The sequence below is a fragment of the Streptomyces sp. NPDC054866 genome (assembly GCF_053610745.1).
In genome coordinates, this window is the sequence record NZ_JBSGZA010000002.1 from 1,067,587 (window position 1) to 1,087,124 (window position 19,538).

Genomic DNA, 19,538 nt, shown 5'->3' on the forward strand with positions numbered 1-19,538 from the left:
TCGCCGGGGACCCTGCCGGGAACAACGGCGAAGATCTCATCCTTGAATGAGCGAGGCTCATCGATGAGAGGCGGGGCGGTTCCTGGTGGGCGGGCTTGAGATACGGGAGCTTGAGTGCTTCATCGCGCTCGCCGACGAGCTGCACTTCGGCCGTGCGGGCGAGCGGCTCTACGTCTCGCAGAGCCGCGTCAGCCAGCTCCTTCGCGACCTGGAGCGACGGATCGGCACACGGCTCGTGGAGCGGTCGAGCCGGCGGGTGCGTCTCACTCCGGCGGGCGAGCGGTTCTTGGCCGAATTGCGCCCCGCGTACGAGACGTTGAGCGCCACGGTGGACGCGGCGCGGGAGTCGGCGCGCGGCGTCACGGGACGGCTGCGGATCGGCTTCCAGGGGACGGCGGACGCGCGGCTCATGGGGGCGATCGCCGACTTCCAGGAGCGGCACCCGGGCTGTGTGACGGAGATCGTGGAGGTGCCGTTCGCGGATCCGTTCGGGGCGGTACGGCACGGGGACGTGGACACGGCGATCGTGCTGCTTCCCGTCGAGGAGCCGGACCTGGTGCTCGGCCCGCTCTTCTCCCGCCAGCAGCAGACGGTCGCGGTGTCGGTACGCCATCCCTTCGCGGGCCGGGCGTCGCTGGACGCGGCCGAGCTGACGGGGGTGCCGCTGATCTCCGCGACGGCGCCTGCCCCCGCGTACTGGCGCGCGGCGCAGGCGCCCGCTTCCGTTCCGGCGCCGCAGGTGCGCACCCTCCAGGAGGGCCTGACGCTGGTCGCGGCCGGACGCGGGGCGATGCTGCTGTGCCGCCCCACGGCGGAGTACCACGGGCGGCGCGACGTCACGTTCGTGCCGGTGGAGGGGGTGCCGGATTCGGTGCTCGGGATGGTGTGGCGGCGGGACGCGGAGACGGAGCGGGTGCGGGCGTTCGCGCGGGCAGTGGGGGCTGTTCCCTAGGGCCGGCGGACCTCGAAGTGGAAGCAGCCGTACTCCACGGCCCTGACGTGCACGAGGGCGACCTCCGGGTCGGCGAAGGCCTCCGCGAAGGCGGCGTCGAAGCCTTGCGTCGCCGGGTCCGGGATCTCCATCAGGCGTCCGCCGATGATGCGTCCTTCGGCGTTGTAGCGGCGGAGGGTGCGGAGGGCTCCGGGGCGGGCGAAGGGGTAGCCCTCGCCTCTGGGCGCAGGGCCCTCGCAGTCCTCGGCGTGGATGAAGACGGGGCCCTGCTCGTCGTAGGCGCCGGGGGTGGCACCGGTCTCCGCTGCCCAGCGGCGGAGGGGGGCGTACGAGACGAGGGCTACGTTTTCGCCGGGGGCGACGGGGCGGAGGCAGCAGCGGAGGGGGTCGCCACCTTCCGTGTCGACGTAGGGGTGAGTGGGGCGGCCTGCGTCGTCGGTGGTGCGGAGTTCTTTGAGGGCGGTGGGGGGTATGGGGCGAGGGTCGTAGGTCATCGGGTAAGGGTCACGCGTGCGGGTGGGTGGGGCTGGCGGATTTCAGACGTCACGTTCCCCAACCCCACCCCTTCCCGAAAACCCGCTCGGCGCGGGGGCCTTGCTTGCCGCAATCACCGGCTTCGCCGAGTTCGTCCTCAAACGCCGGACGGGCTGATAGTTCAGCCCGGCCGGCGTTTGAGGCCATCTTGTCGGGGCCTGGGGCGGAGCCCCAGGTAGGCCCCCGCGCCAGAGCGGGTTTTCGGGAAGGGGCGGGGTTGGGGAATGGAAAACCGCTACCAACTGCCCCGCATACGCCGATACCCCTCCCCCAACCCCGCCAACTCCTCCCCCGTCAGCACATCCTCCACCCGCGCAAACCCCTCCGGAGCCCGCTCCGCCACAGCCCGCAGCACCTCATCCACCGGCATCGCACGATTGGCAAGGGCCACGGCATTGGCGGGACCCCACCGCTCCGCCTCGTAGGCGCGAAGCCCACTCACCCGGTCCACCCCGGCAAGGGCCACGCACCGCGCAAGCACCCGCGCATCGAGCACCGCCTCCGAGCCCCCGCTCGACCCCACGGGGTACATCGGATGAGCCGCGTCACCCAGCAAGGTGACGGGACCGCGCCCCCACCAGGGGAGCGGGTCCCTGTCCACCATCGGGTACTCCAGGATCCGGCCCGTCGAACCGGTCGCGGCAAGCAGCGCGGGCACGTCCAGGTCCCCGATCCGCCACCCGGAGAAGTGCGGAAGGACATCGGAGAGGCGGCCCGAGCGGTTCCAGTCCACGGGGCCGGGCGACCCGTGGTGGTGGACCGGAAACCGCACCTCGGCCACCCAGTTGAGCAGCGCGCGCCCCCGCACCTCCGCCTCCCGCGAGATCGGGTAGACGACGAGCTTCGCGGCCGCGTTGCTGCCCGCGAACGCCATCGTCCGGCCGCCGAGCACCGGATCCCACTCGGTGACGCCCCGCCACATCCGGATGCCGTTCCACAGCGGCGGCCCCTCCCCGGGGTGCAGCCGGGCCCGCACCGCCGAGTACAGCCCGTCGGCCCCGATCAGGGCCCGCACCGGCACCGCGAACTCCCGCCCGCGCCGCACGTCTCGCAGGGTCACGCGCAGCGCCCCCGAGCCCTCCGGCTCCGCGTACCGCACGAACGCCGTACCGGTCTGGACGGCGTTCTCGCCGATGCGGTCGCGCACGGCGTCGAGGAGGATCAGTTGCAGGGCGCCGCGGTGCAGGGAGTACTGCGGCCAGTAGTGACCGCGGGCGAGCCCCAGAGGTTCACCCCAGATGTGGTTGCCGTGCCGGTCGAAGTGGATCGTCTCGGCGATCGGCACGGCCGTGGCGGCCAGCTCGGCGCCGAGGCCGAGATCCGTCAACTCCCGTACCGCGTGCGGGAGAAGGTTGATGCCGACCCCGACGGGCCGCAGCTCGTCCACCGCGTCGATGACCCGCACCCCGATGCCCGCCGCGTGCAGACTGAGGGCGGCGGTGAGCCCGCCGATCCCGGCTCCGGCGACGAGTACGTCGATCATGGGGCGCACCTCGCGCCGGGCAATCCCAGTAGTCGCGGTAATCGCAGTGGTCGTCGGAGTCCCATGAACGCTCCCCCCGGGGCGTTAGTCGACGCGCGGATGTTAGCGGCACGGCAGCCCGCGAACAATGCCGCGCGGTGGCCCACCGACCATGCCCGGACACGTACGCGGACCCACGTGGAAGGATGGCCGGAAACGCCACAAGTCGTACCTGACGTTCCTGAGGAGATGACCGCGTGCCCGGCACCAATCTGACCCGCGAAGAGGCGCAGCAGCGGGCGAAGCTGCTCACCGTTGACTCGTACGAGATCGAGCTCGACCTCTCCGGCGCGCAAGAGGGCGGCACCTACCGGTCGGTGACCACCGTGCGCTTCGACTCCGCGGAGGCGGGCGCCGAGACGTTCATCGACCTGGTCGCCCCGGCGGTCCACGAGGCCGTCCTGAACGGGCACTCGCTGGACGTGGCCGCCGTCTTCCGTGACTCGCGCATCGCGCTGAAGCACCTGGAGGCGGGCCCGAACGAGCTGAAGGTGGTCGCCGACTGCGACTACACCAACACGGGTGAGGGTCTGCACCGGTTCGTCGACCCCGTCGACCAACAGGCCTATCTCTACACGCAGTTCGAGGTCCCGGACGCCCGCCGCGTCTTCGCCTCGTTCGAGCAGCCCGATCTCAAGGCGACGTTCCAGTTCACCGTGAAGGCTCCGTCCGGCTGGACGGTCATCTCGAATTCGCCGACCCCGGAGCCCAGCGGTGACGTCTGGGTCTTCGAGCCCACGCCGCGTATGTCGACGTACATCACGGCGCTCATCGTCGGTCCGTATCACTCGGTCCACAGTTCGTACGAGGGTCCTGGCGGCCAGTCGGTTCCGCTCGGCATCTACTGCCGTCCCTCGCTCGCCGAGTTCCTCGACTCGGACGCGATCTTCGAGGTCACGCGGCAGGGCTTCGACTGGTTCCAGGAGAAGTTCGACTACGCGTACCCCTTCGCCAAGTACGACCAGCTCTTCGTGCCGGAGTTCAACGCGGGCGCGATGGAGAACGCGGGCGCGGTGACCATCCGCGACCAGTACGTGTTCCGTTCGAAGGTGACGGATGCCGCGTACGAGACGCGCGCGGAGACCATCCTCCACGAGCTGGCCCACATGTGGTTCGGCGACCTGGTGACGATGGAGTGGTGGAACGACCTCTGGCTGAACGAGTCGTTCGCCACGTACACGTCCATCGCCTGCCAGGCGTACGCGGAGAACTCGCGCTGGCCGCACTCGTGGACGACGTTCGCGAACTCCATGAAGACGTGGGCGTACCGCCAGGACCAACTGCCGTCCACGCACCCGATCATGGCGGACATCCGCGACCTCGACGACGTCCTGGTCAACTTCGACGGCATCACGTACGCCAAGGGCGCGTCGGTGCTGAAGCAGTTGGTCGCGTACGTCGGCATGGACGAGTTCTTCCGGGGTGTGCAGGCGTACTTCAAGGCGCACGCGTTCGGCAACACGCGCCTGTCCGATCTGCTCGGCGCGCTGGAGGAGACCAGCGGACGCGACCTCAAGACCTGGTCGAAGAAGTGGCTGGAGACGGCGGGCATCAACGTCCTGCGCCCGGTGGTGGACGTCGACACATCCGGCAAGATCACGTCGTTCGCAGTGAAGCAGGAGGCCCCGGCGCTCCCGACGGGCGCGAAGGGTGAGCCGACACTCCGCCCCCACCGGATCGCGATCGGCCTGTACGACCTCGACGGCGAGAGCGGCAAGCTGCTGCGCACGGACCGCGTGGAGCTGGACGTGGACGGCGAACTGACGGCGGTGGACGCGCTGGTGGGCCGGGAGCGCCCGGCGGTGATCCTCCTGAACGACGACGACCTCTCGTACGCGAAGGTCCGCATGGACGCGGAGTCGCTCGCGTTCGTGACGGAGCACATCGGTGACTTCGAGGCGTCGCTGCCGCGGGCGCTTTCGTGGGCGTCGGCATGGGACATGACGCGGGACGCGGAACTGCCCACGCGGGAGTACCTGTCGTTGGTCCTCTCCGGCATCGGCAAGGAGTCGGACATCGGGGTCGTCCAGTCCCTGCACCGTCAGGTGAAGCTGGCCCTTGAGCTGTACGCGGCGCCGTCCGGACGTGACGAGGCGCTCGCCCGCTGGACGGAGGCGACGCTCTCGCACCTCCGGGCGGCGGAGCCGGGCAGCGACCACCAGTTGGCGTGGGCACGGGCGTTCGCGGCGACGGCGCGTACAGAGGAGCAGCTGACGCTCCTGGAGGAACTCGTCTCGGCCAAGCAGTCGATCAACGGTCTCGCGGTGGACACGGAGCTGCGCTGGGCCTTCGTGCACCGGCTCGCGGCGACGGGCAGGCTCGACGAGGCAGGGATCACTGCGGAGCTGGACCGCGACAAGACGGCCGCGGGCGAGCGGCACGCGGCGGCGGCTCGGGCGGCGCGGCCCACGCCGGCGGCGAAGGCGGAGGCGTGGGCGTCCGTGGTCGACTCGGACAAGCTCCCGAACGCGATCCAGGAGTCCGTGATCAGCGGCTTCGTCCAGACGGACCAGCGTGAACTCCTCGCTCCGTACACGGAGAAGTTCTTCGCGGCGGTCAAGGGGGCGTGGGACTCGCGTTCGCACGAGATGGCGCAGCAGATCGCGGTGGGCCTGTACCCGTCGCTCCAGGTGTCCCAGGCCACGCTGGACGCGACGGACGCGTGGCTGTCTTCGACGTCCCCGTCGGCGGCGTTGCGCCGCCTGATCACGGAGTCCAGGGCGGGCGTGGAGCGGGCCCTGCGAGCCCAGGCAGCGGACGCGTAGCCCTGCCGGGCGGGGGGGCGGCCCGGGGTTGCCCCCCCCGCGGCGGCGGGCGCGCCCCACGCAGGTGTCCCAGCCCGCCGCTCCGCGGCGGATGTCTCCCGCCCACCCACCCGATCACCCCGCAGCCGCGAGGTGGCCGGGCCTTCCCGCGCTTCGCGCGGATTCTCGCGGCGGGGGCGGGCGGCGGCCGCTCCCTTCGCGGTGGTCGGCACTTCGTCTACCGGCCGCATCCGTCCTTCCCGCGCTTCGCGCGAATTCTCCCCACCCACCCACCCGATCACCCCGTGGCTACAGGGCAATCGGGCGAGTGGGCGGGAAAGACCCGCGCGAAGCGCGGCAAGGCATGCGTCGGCCCACAGACAAGAACTCGACCACCCCCTGGCTACAGGGCAATCGGGCGGGTGGGCGGGAGACATCCGCGCGAAGCGCGGGAAGGGTGACATCGGCCCGCAGACAAAGACCCGACCACCCCCTGGCTACAGGGCAATCGGGTGGGCGGGTGGGAGGCATCCGCGCGGAGCGCGGGAAGGCATGCGGCGGACCGCAGGCGAAGGGCCGGCCCACCGACCACCCCGTAGCCCCCGGCGGGACTACGGCAGCTCCGCCCCCCGCAGGGAAACCGCCCCCCGCAGCGCCGACAAGACCCTGCTGACCCCCGCCCCGCCCGCCGCCCCCCGGCGAACCGCCGCCACCACGTGGCGGCGAGGGCGGTCGGCGGACAGGGCCCGCATCACCACCCCGTCACGGCGGGCCGCCGCCATCCGTGGGACCAGGGCGACCCCCATCCCCGCCTCCACCATCGCCAGGATCGCCGTCCAGCCGGAAGCGGAATGCGCCTGCTCGGGTGTGAACCCCGCCCCCTCGCACGCCGCCCGCGTGATCTCCGACCAGGGGCCGCTGCCCCCGAAGATCCACGGCTCCCCCGCCAGGTCCGCGAGCCGGAGCCCCTCCGACTCAGCCAGCGGGTGGTCCCCCGGCAGCGCCACGTCCAGCGGGTCCGCGAGCAGCGACTCCCGCGTGAAGCGCGTGTCCGCGTCCGCCGCGGCCGGCGCCGTCACCGCAAGGGACAGCGCCACGTCCACCTCCCCCGCGGCCAGCAACTCGTACGCCTCCGCCGCCTCCACCTCACGTACCCGCACCGAGATCCCCGGCGCCGCCGCCCGCAGCTCCCGCACCGCGGGGACGACGAGCGCGGGCACCGCGGTCGAGAAGGCGCCGACCCGCACCTCCCCCGCCTCGCCCTGGGCGTACGCCGCCAACTCCGCGTCCGCGAGCTCCAGTTGCGCGAAGACCGCCTCCGCATGGCGGAGGACCAGGTGCGCCGCGTCCGTCAGGCGGACCCGGCGCCCGTGCGCCTCAAGGAGCGGCACCCCCAGTTGCTTCGCGAGGTTGGACAGCTGCTGCGATACCGCCGACGGCGTCATCCGCAGCGCCTGCGCCGTCGCGGTCACCGTGCCCCGCTCACTCAACGTACGCAGGATCTGCAGCTTCTTGATGTCCCACTCGCTCATGGAGTCAACGTACCGACTGGTCACGAGTGGTGTTCCCACCGGACGCGCCCCCTACTTCGTGCGCGCCGCGCCAAGCACGACCCCGCCCAGGATCAGCCCCATGCACATCACCTGGAGCCACCCCATCGCCTCGCCGAGCACCACGAAGGAGAGCAGGGCGACGCAGACCGGCTGGAGGTAGTAGATGACACCGGCGCGGGCGGCGCCGATGATCGAGATCGCCTTGTTCCAGGCGAAGAAGGCGATCGCGGACGACACGACGCCCACGTACAGGAGCGGGGAGACCGTGCCGACCGTCGGCTCGAAGCCGCCCTGGATCACATAGCTGGTCACGAACACCGGAAGCAGCATCAGCGCGCCGAGCACGAACGTCGCGAAGAGGAACGGCAGTCCGCCGATCTCCGCGGGCTTGCGCTTGAGCAGCGCGCTGTACGAGCCGAAGGAGACGGCCCCCGCGATGATCCACAGGTCCCCCACCGCGAAGTCCATGGAGAGCGATCCCCCGGACACCAGGACCAGGACGCCCACGCAGGCGATCAGCATGCCCGTCACCCGGCGCGCCCCGAGCTTCGCGCCGCCGAGGCGTTCGTACACCGCCATCAGGACCGGCGAGGCCGCCATGATCATGCCCATGTTGCCCGCGGTGGTGGTGACGCCCGCCTGGTTGACCAGGGTGTTGTAGATGGTGACGCCGAGGAGCGAGGCGAGGAGCAGGAAGCGGATGTGCTTGCGGAGCAGCGCCCGCTGCCGCCACGTCTGGCGCGCCGCGAAGGGCGCCACCGCCACGATCGCGATGATCCACCGCCAGAACGCGTGCTGGATGGGCGGCACGCTGTCGGCCAGGGCTCGCGAGGTGACGAAGCTGCCCGACCAGACGACCGTGGCGAGCGCCGCGAGGGCGAGACCGACGCCGATGGGGCCCGCGGCCCGCTGCACTCCCTTGTTCACCGCCGTCGCCGTCGACACGGTGCGGGTGGGGGTGCGGGTGGGGGCGGGGGGCGTCCGGTCCAGGACAGTCACTGATATCCCTTGTCTCTCTCCCGGTTCACCCGGGTGTGGTTGATCGCGTTGATCGCGGGACTTACCGTCGCACCCCCACACCCATCAGGTCCATCGAATCTTTTCGAGCTCTTATTGAAGCTGAGCTGAACGATTCGCGGAACGATTCGCCAGCGCCGCCCGGACCTCCCCCGCGTCCGCCTCCTCCGCCGCCCACGCCACGTACCCGTCGGGCCGGACCAGGACGGTCGTACGCCGCTCGCTCGCCCAGTGCCTCACGACCGCGCGGCCCGCCCCGTCGCCCTCCTCGTACTCCGCGCCCTCCGGGGTGATCAGCACGAACCTGCCCTCGCGCAGAGCCTCGTAGAGCCGCCCCTCCTTGAGCGCGATGTCGGGAGCGCGGCGGCCGGTCATGCGGTGCGCGCCCCTCGGCGCGGGGTAGCTGTAGCCGATGCCGGTGATCTGGCCGATCGCCTTGTCGCGGACCGGGCGCACGGCTCCGATGAAGGACGCGAGCACGGCGCGGCCCGCCCGCGACCACGGGCGCTTGGCCATCGCGAGCCGCACGATCCCGCCGCTGCTGCGCAGAACCGTCTTGCCGATGGGGTGCCGCTCGGACTGGTAGGTGTCCAACAGGCCTTCCGCCGCACGGCCGTTGACCGCCTCCACCAGCTTCCAGCTCAGGTTCACGGCGTCCTGGAGGCCGGTGTTCATGCCCTGCGCCCCCGCCGGGGTGTGCACGTGCGCGGCGTCGCCGGCGAGGAAGACCCGGCCGACCCGGTAGGCGGGCGCCTGGCGCTCGTCGCTGTGGAAACGGGACATCCAGCGGGCGTCGTGCATGCCGTAGTCGCGGCCGAGGGCGAGGCGGGTGATCTCCTTGACCTCTTCGAGGTCGAGGGGCTCGCTGTCGGGGACGTTGTGCGCGCGGTTCCAGCCGATGACGCGGTAGTAGCCGTCGGCGAAGGGCGCGATGAAGGCGAAGGCGTCACCGGCCGCGTTCACCGTGAGGACCGATGCGGGCTTCTCGGCGAGCTTCACGTCGGCGAGCACGAGCGAGCGGATGGCGGACTTCCCGGGGAAGGGCAGGCCGATGGCCTTGCGGACCGGGCTGTGCAGTCCGTCGGCGCCGACGACGTACGCGGCCCGTAGCGTGCTCGACTCGCCGCCCGGGCCCCGGACTTCGACACTCACGCCCTCCGCGTCCTGGGTGAGCCCGGTGACCTCGCTCTCGTACCGGAAGTCGACCCCGGCCTCGATCGCCCGGCGTTCGAGGACCCGCTCCACCTCGTACTGCGGCAGGACCAGGAGGTGGTTGTAGCGCGAGGGCAGCTTGTCGAGGCGCACCTCCAGGCGGGCGAAGAGGCGCAGCCGGTCGAGCGTCCTGCCCTTGGCCTCCAGTTCGTCGGCGAGGCCGCGCGCGTCGAGCTGTTCGAGGGTGCGGGCGTGCAGCACCAGGGCGCGCGAGAGGTTGCTGATCCCGTGCCGCCGCTTTTCGAGCAGGGTGACGGGGACGCCCGCGGCGGCCAGGTCTCCGGCGAGCAGCAGCCCGGTGGGGCCGGCGCCGACGACGATCACAGCGGGGTTCGTGGTGCCGGTCGTGTCCTGGGTTCCATTCATGACGCTCATGACGGCCTCCTCATGCCAACAACTGTTGGTCAACGCTTGTTGGCCAAAGTAGGACCGTCGCCATGGACTGTCAACACTTGTTGGCCTACGCTTGTTGGCATGACGGAAAGCGCACCCGATCCAGAGACCGCGGCGACAACGCCGCCCCGCCGTTCCGACGCGACCCGCGGCGCGATCCTGGCCGCCGCCCGTGAGCGGTTCGCCGCCGACGGCTATGAACGGGCCACCATCCGTGCCATCGCCAAGGACGCACGGATCGATCCGTCGATGGTGATGCGCTATTACGGCAACAAGGAGGGGCTGTTCGCCGCGGCCAGCGCCATCGACCTGCGACTGCCCGATCTCGCCGCGGTGCCGCGCGAGTCCGTCGGGCGCGCCCTGGTGGCCCACTTCCTGGACGTCTGGGAGACGGACGAGGTGCTGACGGCGATGCTCCGGGTCGGCATCACGAACACGGCGGGCGCCGAGCGCATGCAGGGCATCTTCAGGGACCAGCTGCTGCCGGTGGCGCGCCGCGTCTGCCCCGACCCCGCCGAGGCCCCGACACGGGCCGGGCTCTGCGCCTCGCAGATCCTCGGCATGGCGCTGACCCGCTATGTGCTGCGGTTCCCGCCCGCGGTCGCGCTGTCCGGCGAGGAGATGGCGGACTGGCTGGGGCCGACGGTGCAGCGGTATCTCACGGCCGAGCGGCCGTGACGTATGTACATACGCGTGACGTACGTACATACGTAGGGGGCTCTTCGTCTACGTACGCATGGGTAACGCATGGGTACGTAGACGAAGAGCCCCCTACGGAGAACTCGTGAGGCGAAGTGGCGTCAGCCCTGCTTCTCCTGCTTGCGGGACTTGTCACCGACCATGACGAGACCCGCGATCACCAGGAACAGCACGATGGGCGCCACGACATAGAGGCCGAGCGTGTCGATCACGCTCAGGCCGGGACCCGGGTCGTCACCGTCGTCGCGCGTGAGCGCGAGCGCGGGGGACGACATGAGCAGCATCATCAGCGTCGTACCGGAAGCCAGGGCGCCGGCGCGCAGGGCGTTCTTCTTGTCCACGGTGCCAACGTAGCGAACTGCTAAACGGGGCGCGCGCCCGGGGGTGCCGTACGGGGCCCCTCGCGGGTACGGAACACGTCCATGAACGCGTGCAAGCGGGGTGACGCGGCGAGTTCCTCCAGGGTGACGGGGTGGCCGGCGGCGTCGGCGATCGGCAGCCGCCAGTTCGGATACTGGTCCCAGGTGCCGGGGAGATTCTGCGGGCGGCGGTCGCCGACCGCGTCCGGCAGCCATACGCCGATCATGCGGGCCGGGGTGGCGAGCAGGAAGCGGTGGACGGCGCGGATCTCCTCCTGCTCGTGCCCACCGCCGCCGGGCAGCATCCCGAGGCGCGAGAGCAGCGCGAGCCACTCCGACACGTCCGCCGCGGCGGCGGACTGCTCGACGGCCGCGGGGCGGGTCAACAGGCCGAGCCTGTCGCGCAGTTGGATGTGCTCGCCGGTGATGCGGGCCGCGGTGGACGGCAGGTCGTGGGTGGTGGCGGTGGCCAGGCAGTCGGCGCGCCAGCGCTCGGGCGGCAGAGGCCGTCCCGTGCCGGCCCAGTCCCGCTCGAACCAGAGCACGGAGGTGCCGAGCACGCCGCGGCGCTGCAGGGCCTCGCGGACGCCGGGCTCTACGGTGCCGAGGTCCTCGCCGATGACGAGGGCGCCGGCGCGGTGTGCCTCCAGGGCGAGGACGGCGAGCATCGCGTCGGCGTCGTACTGGACATACGTTCCCTCGGTGGGCGCGCGGCCCTCCGGGACCCACCAGAGGCGGAAGAGCCCCATGACGTGGTCGATACGGATCGCGCCCGCGTGCCGGAGCAGTGCGCGCAGCAGGGCGCGGTACGGGCCGTACCCGGACTCGGCGAGGCGGTCCGGGCGCCAGGGCGGCAGGCCCCAGTCCTGGCCGCGCGCGTTGAACGCGTCCGGCGGGGCGCCGGTCGACATGCCCGCTGCGAAGTGCCGCCGCTGCGCCCACGCGTCGGCTCCGGCCGGGTGCACGCCGACCGCGAGGTCGTGCACGAGGCCGATGTCCATGCCCGCGTCCCGCGCCGAGCGCTGCGCGGCGGCGAGCTGGGCGTCGGTGAGCCAGGCGAGACGGCAGTGGAAGTCCACGCGGTCCATCAACTCGCGGCGGGCGCGGGCGACTTCGGGTGAGGCGGGGTCGCGCAGGGGTGCGGGCCATGCGTGCCAGTCGGGGCCGTGCCGCTCCGCGAGGGCGTACCACGTGGCGTGGTCCTCCAGGTCCTCTCCGTACTCGGCGAGGAAGTCGTTGTAGGCGGCGCGCCGTCCGGGGCCGAGCGGAACCTCGCGGACCAGTTCCAGGGCCTGGAGCTTGAGCGCCCAGACCGCGTCACGGTCGATCAACTGGCCCTGCTGGAGGACGGATTCACGGAGCGCGGCGGCCCGTCGCGTGAGGTCGGCGGCCAGGTCGCGTGCCTCGCCGTCCAGGTGCGCGTACTCGGGAACGTCCTCGACACGGAGGTGGACGGGGTCGGGGAAGCGGCGCGAGGAGGGGCGGTAGGGGGAGGGGTCGGACGGGCCGTCCGAAGGCTTCGGCACCGCCGCGTGCAAGGGGTTGACCTGTACGAATCCCGCGCGCAGGGTCCGGCCGGACCAGGCCGCGAGCTCGGCGAGGTCTCCGAGGTCGCCCATGCCCCAGGAGCGGCGGGAGAGGAGGGAGTAGAGCTGGACGAGAATTCCGTACGTCTTCTCGCGCGGGGGCGGTAGGCGGTGGGGGGCGGTGATCAGGTGGGCGGTGGCTGTTCGGTTGTCCGGGGTCTTGGCTCTGAGCGTGTGTACGCCCAGGGGCAGGGCGGGGGCCTCTCGTGGCTCGCTCTTTCCGCCGCTTCGCGGCGTTTTCTCCCGACCACCCACCCGATTGCCCCGCAGTACCGGAGCGGCGTCAGGCATCTCCCACTCCAGCCGCTCCCCCTCCTCCGTCTCCACCCACACCCGCGTACCCGGCGGCAGCCCGGCCCAGGGCAGGGGCGCCTCAGCGTCGCCCTGCCACATCACCACCGTCGGCGGCAGCAGCCTGGCGCTCAGCTCCGCCTCGCGGGCCGTGAGGGCGCGCCGCAGCGCCTCGGGGGTGCTCGCGTCCACGTCGAGGGCGGCCAGGGCCGCGATCACCGCGGCGTCGGTGGCCGGAACCGTGCGGTCCGGGGACGGGGAGTAAGAAGTCGCCACGCCGTGCAGGGCGGCAAGGCGGGAAAGTCCGGTGGGGCCGGTGGGGCCGCCGGCGGGTGCGGTCGCTCCGGGTGGGGCCATCTAGACCCCCATGTAGGCCAGGCCCGACGCGGTGCCGGTGGAGGTGGGCTCGCTGGTCAGCGGGGCGGCGTCGGCGAGCGGAGGCTCGCTGGTCAGGGGTGCTGCGTCGGCCAGCGGGGGCTCGCTGGTCAGGGGCGGCTCGAGGCAGCCGCAGGAGCAGGATCCGTCGAGCCCCGAGTCGGGGCCTGAGACCTGTTTGGAGAGAGCGGAGAGGAGGAGGTTCGCGGAAGCGGGCACGTAAGGCTCCATTGTCAGGGGGCAGGACGGGTCTTCGGCAGCAGCCCTACCCAGTGCGCGGGATCGCAGACATATCCGTTGTATGAACGTGCGCGTGCTCACATTCGTTTCTCTCAGTGGGGGACAACCGAAAAATCTTCCTTCTGCCCGCCCCGGCCTCGCACACGCTTTCCAGCCCCACCGGCGATCGGGCACGAATCGCCGATCACAAGAGCGAGGTCAGGGGCGAGGTTGGCGAGGTCAAGGGCAGTGTCAGGAGCGATGTCACAGGGAAGAAAACCCCCACAACACCCACGCCCGTTGACACCCCCACCGCGCGAGTGGTGGGCTCAGTGACACCCTGAGACAACTGACGCACCACACGTGATCACCAGCACGAGGGACAACGAGGAGAGGGCCGTGCAACTGCGGCGCAGGAAGGGCGCGGCGGCCATCGCCGTCGCCGTCATCGCAGGCGCACTCAGTGGCGCCCCCGGCGCCGTCGCCGCCCCCGGCCTCCCCGGAAAGCCCGGCACCCCGGCCACCTCCCCGGACGACGACCGGGAGAGTGACGGCACCCTCCCCCCGGTCTGGCCCCGCCCCCAGTCGATGACCTCGGCCGGGGCCCCGGTCACCGTCACCGACGAGGTCGTCATCGCCACCGGCGAGGACCCCGATCCGTACGCCATGGACGCCCTGCGCACCCTTCTCCGCGACGCGGGCGCCCGCAGGATTACGGAGGTCAAGGAGGGTGAGCAGTTCCCCACGGGCGGCGGAAGGCTCGTCGTCCGTGCCGAAGGCGCGGGCGCCGACCAGGCGTTGCGCACCCTCGGGGCCCGCGCCCGCGGCGACCTCCCGTCCGGCGGCTACCGCCTCGCGGTGGGCCGGATCGGCGGCCAGGACACCATCGCCCTCGCGGGCGCGGGCGATGACGGCCTCTTCCACGGCGTCCAGACCCTGCGCCAGCTGGTCACGAAGAGCCGCACCGGCGCGACCGTCCCGGGCGTCCAGATCCGCGACTGGCCCGGCACCGCCGTCCGCGGCATGACCGAGGGCTTCTACGGCACCCCGTGGACCCGCGAACAACGCCTGGACCAGCTGGACTTCATGGGCCGGACGAAGCAGAACCGCTATCTCTACGCCCCCGGCGACGACCTCTACCGCCAGGCGCGCTGGCGTGAGCCGTACCCCGCCGACCAGCGCGCCGACTTCCGCGCCCTCGCCGAGCGGGCCAAGCGCAATCACGTGACGCTCGCCTGGGCCGTCGCCCCCGGCCAGGCCATGTGCATGTCGTCCGACAAGGACATCAAGGCCCTGAACCGCAAGATCGACGCGATGTGGGCCCTCGGCGTACGCGCGTTCCAGCTGCAGTTCCAGGACGTCAGCTACAGCGAGTGGCACTGCGACGCGGACGCCGACGCCTTCGGTTCGGGGCCCGAGGCCGCCGCGAAGGCGCAGTCGCGCGTCGCCAACGCCGTGTCCGCGCACCTGGCCGAGCGCCACCCCGGCGCGAAGCCCCTCTCGCTGATGCCGACGGAGTACTACCAGAACGGCTCCACGGAGTACCGCGACGCCATCGCGGCCCGCCTTGATGAGGGTGTCGAGGTGGCGTGGACCGGCGTCGGCGTGGTCCCCAAGACCATCACCGGGCGTGAACTGGCGGGCGCCCGCAAGGCGTTCGGCTCGCATCCGCTCGTGACGATGGACAACTACCCCGTCAACGACTTCGCGCAGGACCGTATCTTCCTCGGCCCCTACACCGGCCGCGAGCCCGCCGTGGCCACCGGCTCCGCGGCGCTGCTCGGCAACGCCATGGAGCAGCCGTCGGCGTCCCGCATCCCCCTCTTCACGGCAGCGGACTACGCGTGGAACCCCCGCGCCTACCGCCCGCACGAGTCCTGGCTCGCCGCGATCGACGACCTCTCGGGCGGCGACGCGAAGGCGCGGGGCGCCCTGCGGGCCCTCGCGGGCAATGACGCGTCGTCCGTGCTCGGCGCCGACGAATCGGCGTATCTGCGCCCGCTCATGGACGACTTCTGGCGCGCGCGTACGACGACGGACACCGCGCGCATCGAGAAGTCCGCACAGGCCCTGCGGGACGCCTTCACCGTCATGAAGGAGGCTCCGCAGCGGCTCGCCGACAGTGATCTCGACACCGAAGTGCGGCCCTGGGTGGAGCAGTTGGCGCGCTACGGGGCCGCGGGCGAGACGGCGGTGGACATGCTGCGCGCGCAGTCCACCGGCGACGGCGCGGCAGCCTGGCGCGCCTCGCGCACCCTGACAGGACTCCAGAAGGAACTGAAGGCGGCTCGGGTGACCGTCGGCAAGGGCGTCCTCGGCCCCTTCCTGACGCGGTCGCAGAAGTCGTACGAGACGTGGGCGGGGCTCGACAGCGAGCAGGCGTCGGACCGCGCGACGGTCCGCGTCCCCCGCGCCCGCCCCCTCACGGCGGTGACGGTCCTGACCGACCCCGGCACCAAGGGCAGCGTCGAGGCCCATGTCCCCGGCGAGGGCTGGCGCCGCATCGGCGCCCTGTCCGCCACGGGCTTCACCGAGGCCCGGCCCGCCAAGTCCAAGGACACCGCCGACGCCGTCCGCGCCACGGTCACCGAAGGCAAGGTCCGCCACGTCGTCCCCTGGTACGCCGATTCCCCCGCCGCCCGCTTCTCCCTGGCCCGCACCGAGGCCGACGTGGAGATCGGCGGCGGCCCGCAGCGGGTCACCGCGAAGCTGACCTCCCTGCGCCCCGGCGACGTACGGGGCAAGGTGACGGCGAAGGCGCCCAAGGGCATCGAGGTGCGCACCCCGGAGAGGTCGACGCTGCCGCGCGGCACGCAGGTGGACGTCCCGGTCGACGTCACGGTCCCCGTGGGCACGCGCTCGGGGACGTACGAGATCCCGGTCACCTTCGACGGCCGGACCAGGACGGTCTCGATCCGCGCCTACCCGCGCACCGGAGGACCCGACCTGGCGCGCGGCGCGAAGGCCTCCTCCTCGGGCGACGAGACGAAGGACTTCCCGGCGTCCGGCGCCAACGACGGCGACCCCACGACCCGTTGGTCGTCGCCGGTCGAGGACGGCGCCTGGTGGCAGATGGAGCTCACGGAGCCGGTCAGGCTCGGCCAGGTCGTCCTGCGCTGGCAGGACGCGTACGCGGCGGGCTACCGCGTACAGACCTCCGCGGACGGCAAGACCTGGCGCACGGCGGCGACCGTCAAGGACGGCAAGGGCGGCCGCGAGGCGGTCCGCATGGACGCCCGCGACACCCGCTACATCCGCGTCCAGGGCGACAAACGGGCCACGCGCTTCGGCTACTCACTCTGGTCGGTGGAGGCGTACGCCGTGGCTGACGGCTCGTAGGCAGGGCGGTTTCGTCAGCAAGACGCCTACAAGACGTCTACGGGGCTTGCCAGTTGGGCGGGCGCACGCGCGATGATGGAGGCCAGGCCTCGCCAGGGGGGATCGACATGCGATTACAAGCGCACCAACCGGATGCGCGGGCCTCGTGTGCCGTTCTGCTGTACGAGGGCGATGCCGTTTGGCCCGACGCCTACCGCCACCGTCCCGGGTACCGGGGCGAGGACGACGTCAGTTCGTACTACCGGGCGCGCCGTACACGCGACCGGTACGAGCCGGAACGCCGCGAGCGCGAGCAGGCGCGGGCGCGGCCGGAGGGTGAGTCGCGGGAGCGGGTTCGGGAGCGGGAGCGGCTGGAGCGTGAGCAGCGGGCGCGGCGGGAGCGGCGGCGGGGCTCTGCCGGGCCTCCCCTCGCCACGCGGGCCGTCCGGGACGCACTGACCCGGCCCGACGGCCTCTTCCACTCCGCACCGGACCGCGTCACCGTGCTCGGCAGCGGCTCCTCTCAAAGCGCGTACACGCTCCCGACCGTCATCGCCGGCGCACACGATCTGCTGTTCTTCCACTACACGGGCGGCCTGGACACCGGCGACCCCTTCGGCCTGGACTACGGCCGCAACGGCATGCCCTTCCTCGACCTGTTCGACGTCATCGAGTCGACACCGGCCCGGCACATCGTCGTGGTCCTGGAGCCGGACAGGCCGACCGAGGTCCCGCCCGCGGAGGCACTTCGCCCCCGGTACGAACAGCTGATGCGGCGCTTCGAGGGCCGTCTCACACTGATCGTCGCCGACCCGGACCCCCGCTCTCCCCGCCCGTTCCTGGCCGAGGCGCTCGGCGCCCGCGGCCCGCTCTCCGTACGCACGCTCGCCGTCCACCCGCGGGCTCAGCTCCTGATGCGGGCGAAAGGACGTGACATCCGGCTCACCGGGGCCGTGCGGAGCGGCGGCCGACGCCCGATGCTCAGAAACCACGTCCCCGCGCTCACCCGCATCCGCCCCGCCCTGACCAAGGCCCGTGAGTCCACCGCGTCCGTGCTCTCCGCGGTCGCGCCTTTCGCCCTCCTGCTGCTGGCCGTCGCGGTGGTCGCGGGTGGCCTGTTCGGGCTGCTGCGGGCGTTGCCGCCGATGCGCGGGACGTGGGGGGCGGCGGCGCTGCTCGGGCTGTGGGCGGTGCTCGCCGTCATCGGGATCGTCGGCGCCCGGCTGCGGACACCGCCCGCCCGCGCCCGCCCGCCCGGCACGGCGTCCCCCGCGCCCCGGAGCCGCGCCTTCATGGACGGCATGTGGACGGCGTGGGGACTCGCAGGACCGCCGGCGGGCACGGCCGGGCGCCCTCGGCAGCCGATTCCCCCGCGCCCCACCCGTGAGGAGAGCCGAGCCGCGGTGGAGCGGTCCCTGAACGCCCTGTACGCCCGCCTGCCGGTGCCCCAGATGCGGGCCCCGGACCCGCCGACGTCCCCCGCATCTCCCTCATCCCCCTCGCCATCCCCTTCGCCCGACGACAACGGGACCACTCCATGACCGCCCCCGTCCCACCCCGATCCCCGGAGCCGGAAGACCCGCCGGAGCCCGCGGCGCCGCCCGCGACCAGTGAGTACCGAGAGCTGCCGTCCGGCGAGCAGATGAGGATCTGGAACGAGCTGGTGGCCGACTCGGCCGAGCGGATGTTGTCGCTCGTCGAGCAGGAATTCCAGATGAAGAACAAGCTCGTCGACCAGCGGGTCCAGGACGCCGAGCACAACCGCCGCCTCGACCTGGTCAACGTGTGGTTCAGGGCGGCGGGCCTGGTGACCGGCGTCGTCCTGGGCGCGGGCGGGATCGTCGGCTACCTCTGGATCGCCAAGTACTGCGTCGACCACGGCTCGGCAGGCGCCGGCGCCGGTCTGCTCGGCGGCGGAGTCGCGGCACTGGCGGCGCTGATCACGGCGGCGCAGCGCCGCAACGGCCAGTGACGTGGGGCCGGGACGGGCGAGCCCGTCCCGGTCCCACGCAAAAGCCCGGATCCCTCAGGCAGAAATGCCGTCGATCCGGGCCATCGCGTCGTCCGCGCCGAACGGCTGCAAGTACGGCAGCCAGCGCGGATCCCTATGCCCGGTCCCGATGATGCGCCACGCGAGGCCCGAGGGCGGCGCGGGCTTGTGACGCAGGCGCCACCCCAGCTCCATGAGATGACGGTCCGCCTTGGTGTGATTGCAGCGGCGGCAGGACGCCACCACGTTCTCCCAGGCGTGCTGACCGCCACGGCTCTTCGGAATGACGTGGTCGACGCTGGTTGCGACGCCACCGCAGTACATGCACCGACCGCCGTCGCGGGCGAAGAGCGCCCGCCTGGTCAGAGGAACGGGCCCCCTGTAAGGGACCCGGACGAACCGCTTGAGGCGGACCACGCTGGGTGCGGGGACAGTGCGCGTCGCGCTGTGCATGAAGGCGCCGGATTCCTCGAGGCAGAGAGCCTTGTTCTCCAGGACGAGGACGAGCGCGCGGCGGAGCGGTACGACACCCAATGGCTCGTACGACGCATTGAGGACCAGGACGTGCGGCACGGATGCCTCCTATTACGCCGGCGGCGCGTGGCTCGCGCCGGGACGATCTGTAGCCAGTCTCCCCTCATGCCTGGTCCAAGCGCCACCATGTGCCGGTAACGGGCTCGGAGTGTTTTCGACCACACCTGTGCGACACCCTCATCTTCCCCAGGTGAGCACTGTCTCTCCCTCGAACATGACAACGATCCACACACAATGCCC

Annotated in this window: 15 protein-coding genes; 6 read left to right on the forward strand and 9 right to left on the reverse strand. The window is 71.9% G+C overall.

Translation table 11 applies throughout. The features are described from left to right. The first annotated feature begins 85 nt into the window (after positions 1-85). Positions 86-952: a LysR family transcriptional regulator gene (locus tag ACWGI2_RS13525; RefSeq protein WP_453695357.1), complete on the forward strand. Its 867-nt coding sequence runs from the start codon at positions 86-88 to the stop codon at positions 950-952. On the opposite strand, the gene ACWGI2_RS13530 is transcribed toward ACWGI2_RS13525, so the two are convergent. Both ACWGI2_RS13530 and ACWGI2_RS13535 read right to left on the reverse strand, forming a co-directional pair. Next, positions 949-1,446: a DUF1203 domain-containing protein gene (locus tag ACWGI2_RS13530; RefSeq protein WP_453695359.1), complete on the reverse strand. Its 498-nt coding sequence runs from the start codon at positions 1,444-1,446 to the stop codon at positions 949-951. The two genes, ACWGI2_RS13525 and ACWGI2_RS13530, sit on opposite strands and share 4 nt — an antisense overlap. 275 nt (positions 1,447-1,721) lie before the next feature. After that, positions 1,722-2,969, reverse strand: a complete 1,248-nt coding sequence (locus ACWGI2_RS13535) for a flavin-dependent oxidoreductase (protein ID WP_453695360.1) — start codon at positions 2,967-2,969, stop codon at positions 1,722-1,724. A gap of 236 nt (positions 2,970-3,205) precedes the next feature. Here ACWGI2_RS13535 and pepN point away from each other — a divergent pair, with 236 nt between their 5' ends. Continuing rightward, complete coding sequence (pepN, locus tag ACWGI2_RS13540; protein WP_453695361.1) at positions 3,206-5,773, forward strand: aminopeptidase N; 2,568 nt, start codon at positions 3,206-3,208, stop codon at positions 5,771-5,773. A gap of 590 nt (positions 5,774-6,363) precedes the next feature. Here the strand turns inward: pepN and ACWGI2_RS13545 are convergent. From ACWGI2_RS13545 to ACWGI2_RS13555, 3 genes are all read right to left on the reverse strand, one after another. Continuing rightward, a complete protein-coding gene (locus tag ACWGI2_RS13545) occupies positions 6,364-7,284 on the reverse strand; it encodes a LysR family transcriptional regulator (protein ID WP_453395581.1) in 921 nt (306 codons plus the stop codon). 51 nt (positions 7,285-7,335) lie between these two features. After that, the gene (locus ACWGI2_RS13550; RefSeq protein ID WP_453695362.1) at positions 7,336-8,304 is read right to left on the reverse strand and encodes a DMT family transporter; all 969 of its coding nucleotides are present in this window, start codon (positions 8,302-8,304) and stop codon (positions 7,336-7,338) included. A 111-nt stretch (positions 8,305-8,415) separates the two neighbouring features. After that, positions 8,416-9,900, reverse strand: coding sequence for an FAD-dependent monooxygenase (locus ACWGI2_RS13555; protein ID WP_453695747.1), 1,485 nt, complete (start codon positions 9,898-9,900; stop codon positions 8,416-8,418). A gap of 108 nt (positions 9,901-10,008) precedes the next feature. Between ACWGI2_RS13555 and ACWGI2_RS13560 the strand changes: the two genes are divergently transcribed. After that, a complete protein-coding gene (locus ACWGI2_RS13560; protein WP_453695364.1) occupies positions 10,009-10,605 on the forward strand; it encodes a TetR/AcrR family transcriptional regulator in 597 nt (198 codons plus the stop codon). Positions 10,606-10,727: 122 nt separating this feature from the next. On the opposite strand, the gene ACWGI2_RS13565 is transcribed toward ACWGI2_RS13560, so the two are convergent. From ACWGI2_RS13565 to ACWGI2_RS13575, 3 genes are read right to left on the reverse strand one after another with little or no spacing between them, the layout of a single operon-like run. Then, positions 10,728-10,967, reverse strand: a complete 240-nt coding sequence (locus ACWGI2_RS13565; RefSeq protein ID WP_160505069.1) for a hypothetical protein — start codon at positions 10,965-10,967, stop codon at positions 10,728-10,730. A 20-nt stretch (positions 10,968-10,987) separates the two neighbouring features. After that, positions 10,988-13,219, reverse strand: coding sequence for a 4-alpha-glucanotransferase (malQ, locus tag ACWGI2_RS13570; RefSeq protein WP_453695366.1), 2,232 nt, complete (start codon positions 13,217-13,219; stop codon positions 10,988-10,990). Further along, positions 13,220-13,456, reverse strand: coding sequence for a hypothetical protein (locus ACWGI2_RS13575; RefSeq protein WP_160505071.1), 237 nt, complete (start codon positions 13,454-13,456; stop codon positions 13,220-13,222). A gap of 399 nt (positions 13,457-13,855) precedes the next feature. On the opposite strand from ACWGI2_RS13575, the gene ACWGI2_RS13580 reads away from it, so the two are divergent. The 3 genes from ACWGI2_RS13580 (at position 13,856) to ACWGI2_RS13590 (ending at position 18,746) form a co-directional block, all read left to right on the forward strand. Continuing rightward, positions 13,856-16,795, forward strand: a complete 2,940-nt coding sequence (locus ACWGI2_RS13580) for a beta-N-acetylglucosaminidase domain-containing protein (RefSeq protein ID WP_453695749.1) — start codon at positions 13,856-13,858, stop codon at positions 16,793-16,795. 107 nt (positions 16,796-16,902) lie between these two features. Next, on the forward strand, positions 16,903-18,315 hold the full coding sequence (locus ACWGI2_RS13585; protein ID WP_453695368.1) for a hypothetical protein: 1,413 nt from the start codon (positions 16,903-16,905) through the stop codon (positions 18,313-18,315). Further along, positions 18,312-18,746, forward strand: coding sequence for a hypothetical protein (locus ACWGI2_RS13590; protein WP_453395585.1), 435 nt, complete (start codon positions 18,312-18,314; stop codon positions 18,744-18,746). Before ACWGI2_RS13585 ends, ACWGI2_RS13590 begins: the two co-directional genes overlap by 4 nt. Before the next feature lie 54 nt (positions 18,747-18,800). Here the strand turns inward: ACWGI2_RS13590 and ACWGI2_RS13595 are convergent, their stop codons facing one another. Further along, positions 18,801-19,337, reverse strand: a complete 537-nt coding sequence (locus tag ACWGI2_RS13595; protein ID WP_160505074.1) for an HNH endonuclease — start codon at positions 19,335-19,337, stop codon at positions 18,801-18,803. Positions 19,338-19,538: the final 201 nt, after the last annotated feature.

Excerpts from the sequence above, each read along its gene's own strand:
- ACWGI2_RS13530 (WP_453695359.1), bottom strand. The coding sequence starts at position 1,446 with ATGACCTACGACCCTCGCCCCATACCCCCCACCGCCCTCAAAGAACTC.
- ACWGI2_RS13535 (WP_453695360.1), bottom strand. The coding sequence starts at position 2,969 with ATGATCGACGTACTCGTCGCCGGAGCCGGGATCGGCGGGCTCACCGCC.
- ACWGI2_RS13545 (WP_453395581.1), bottom strand. The coding sequence starts at position 7,284 with ATGAGCGAGTGGGACATCAAGAAGCTGCAGATCCTGCGTACGTTGAGT.
- ACWGI2_RS13555 (WP_453695747.1), bottom strand. The coding sequence starts at position 9,900 with ATGAATGGAACCCAGGACACGACCGGCACCACGAACCCCGCTGTGATC.
- ACWGI2_RS13560 (WP_453695364.1), top strand. The coding sequence starts at position 10,009 with ATGACGGAAAGCGCACCCGATCCAGAGACCGCGGCGACAACGCCGCCC.
- malQ (WP_453695366.1), bottom strand. The coding sequence starts at position 13,219 with ATGGCCCCACCCGGAGCGACCGCACCCGCCGGCGGCCCCACCGGCCCC.
- ACWGI2_RS13585 (WP_453695368.1), top strand. The coding sequence starts at position 16,903 with ATGCGATTACAAGCGCACCAACCGGATGCGCGGGCCTCGTGTGCCGTT.
- ACWGI2_RS13590 (WP_453395585.1), top strand. The coding sequence starts at position 18,312 with ATGACCGCCCCCGTCCCACCCCGATCCCCGGAGCCGGAAGACCCGCCG.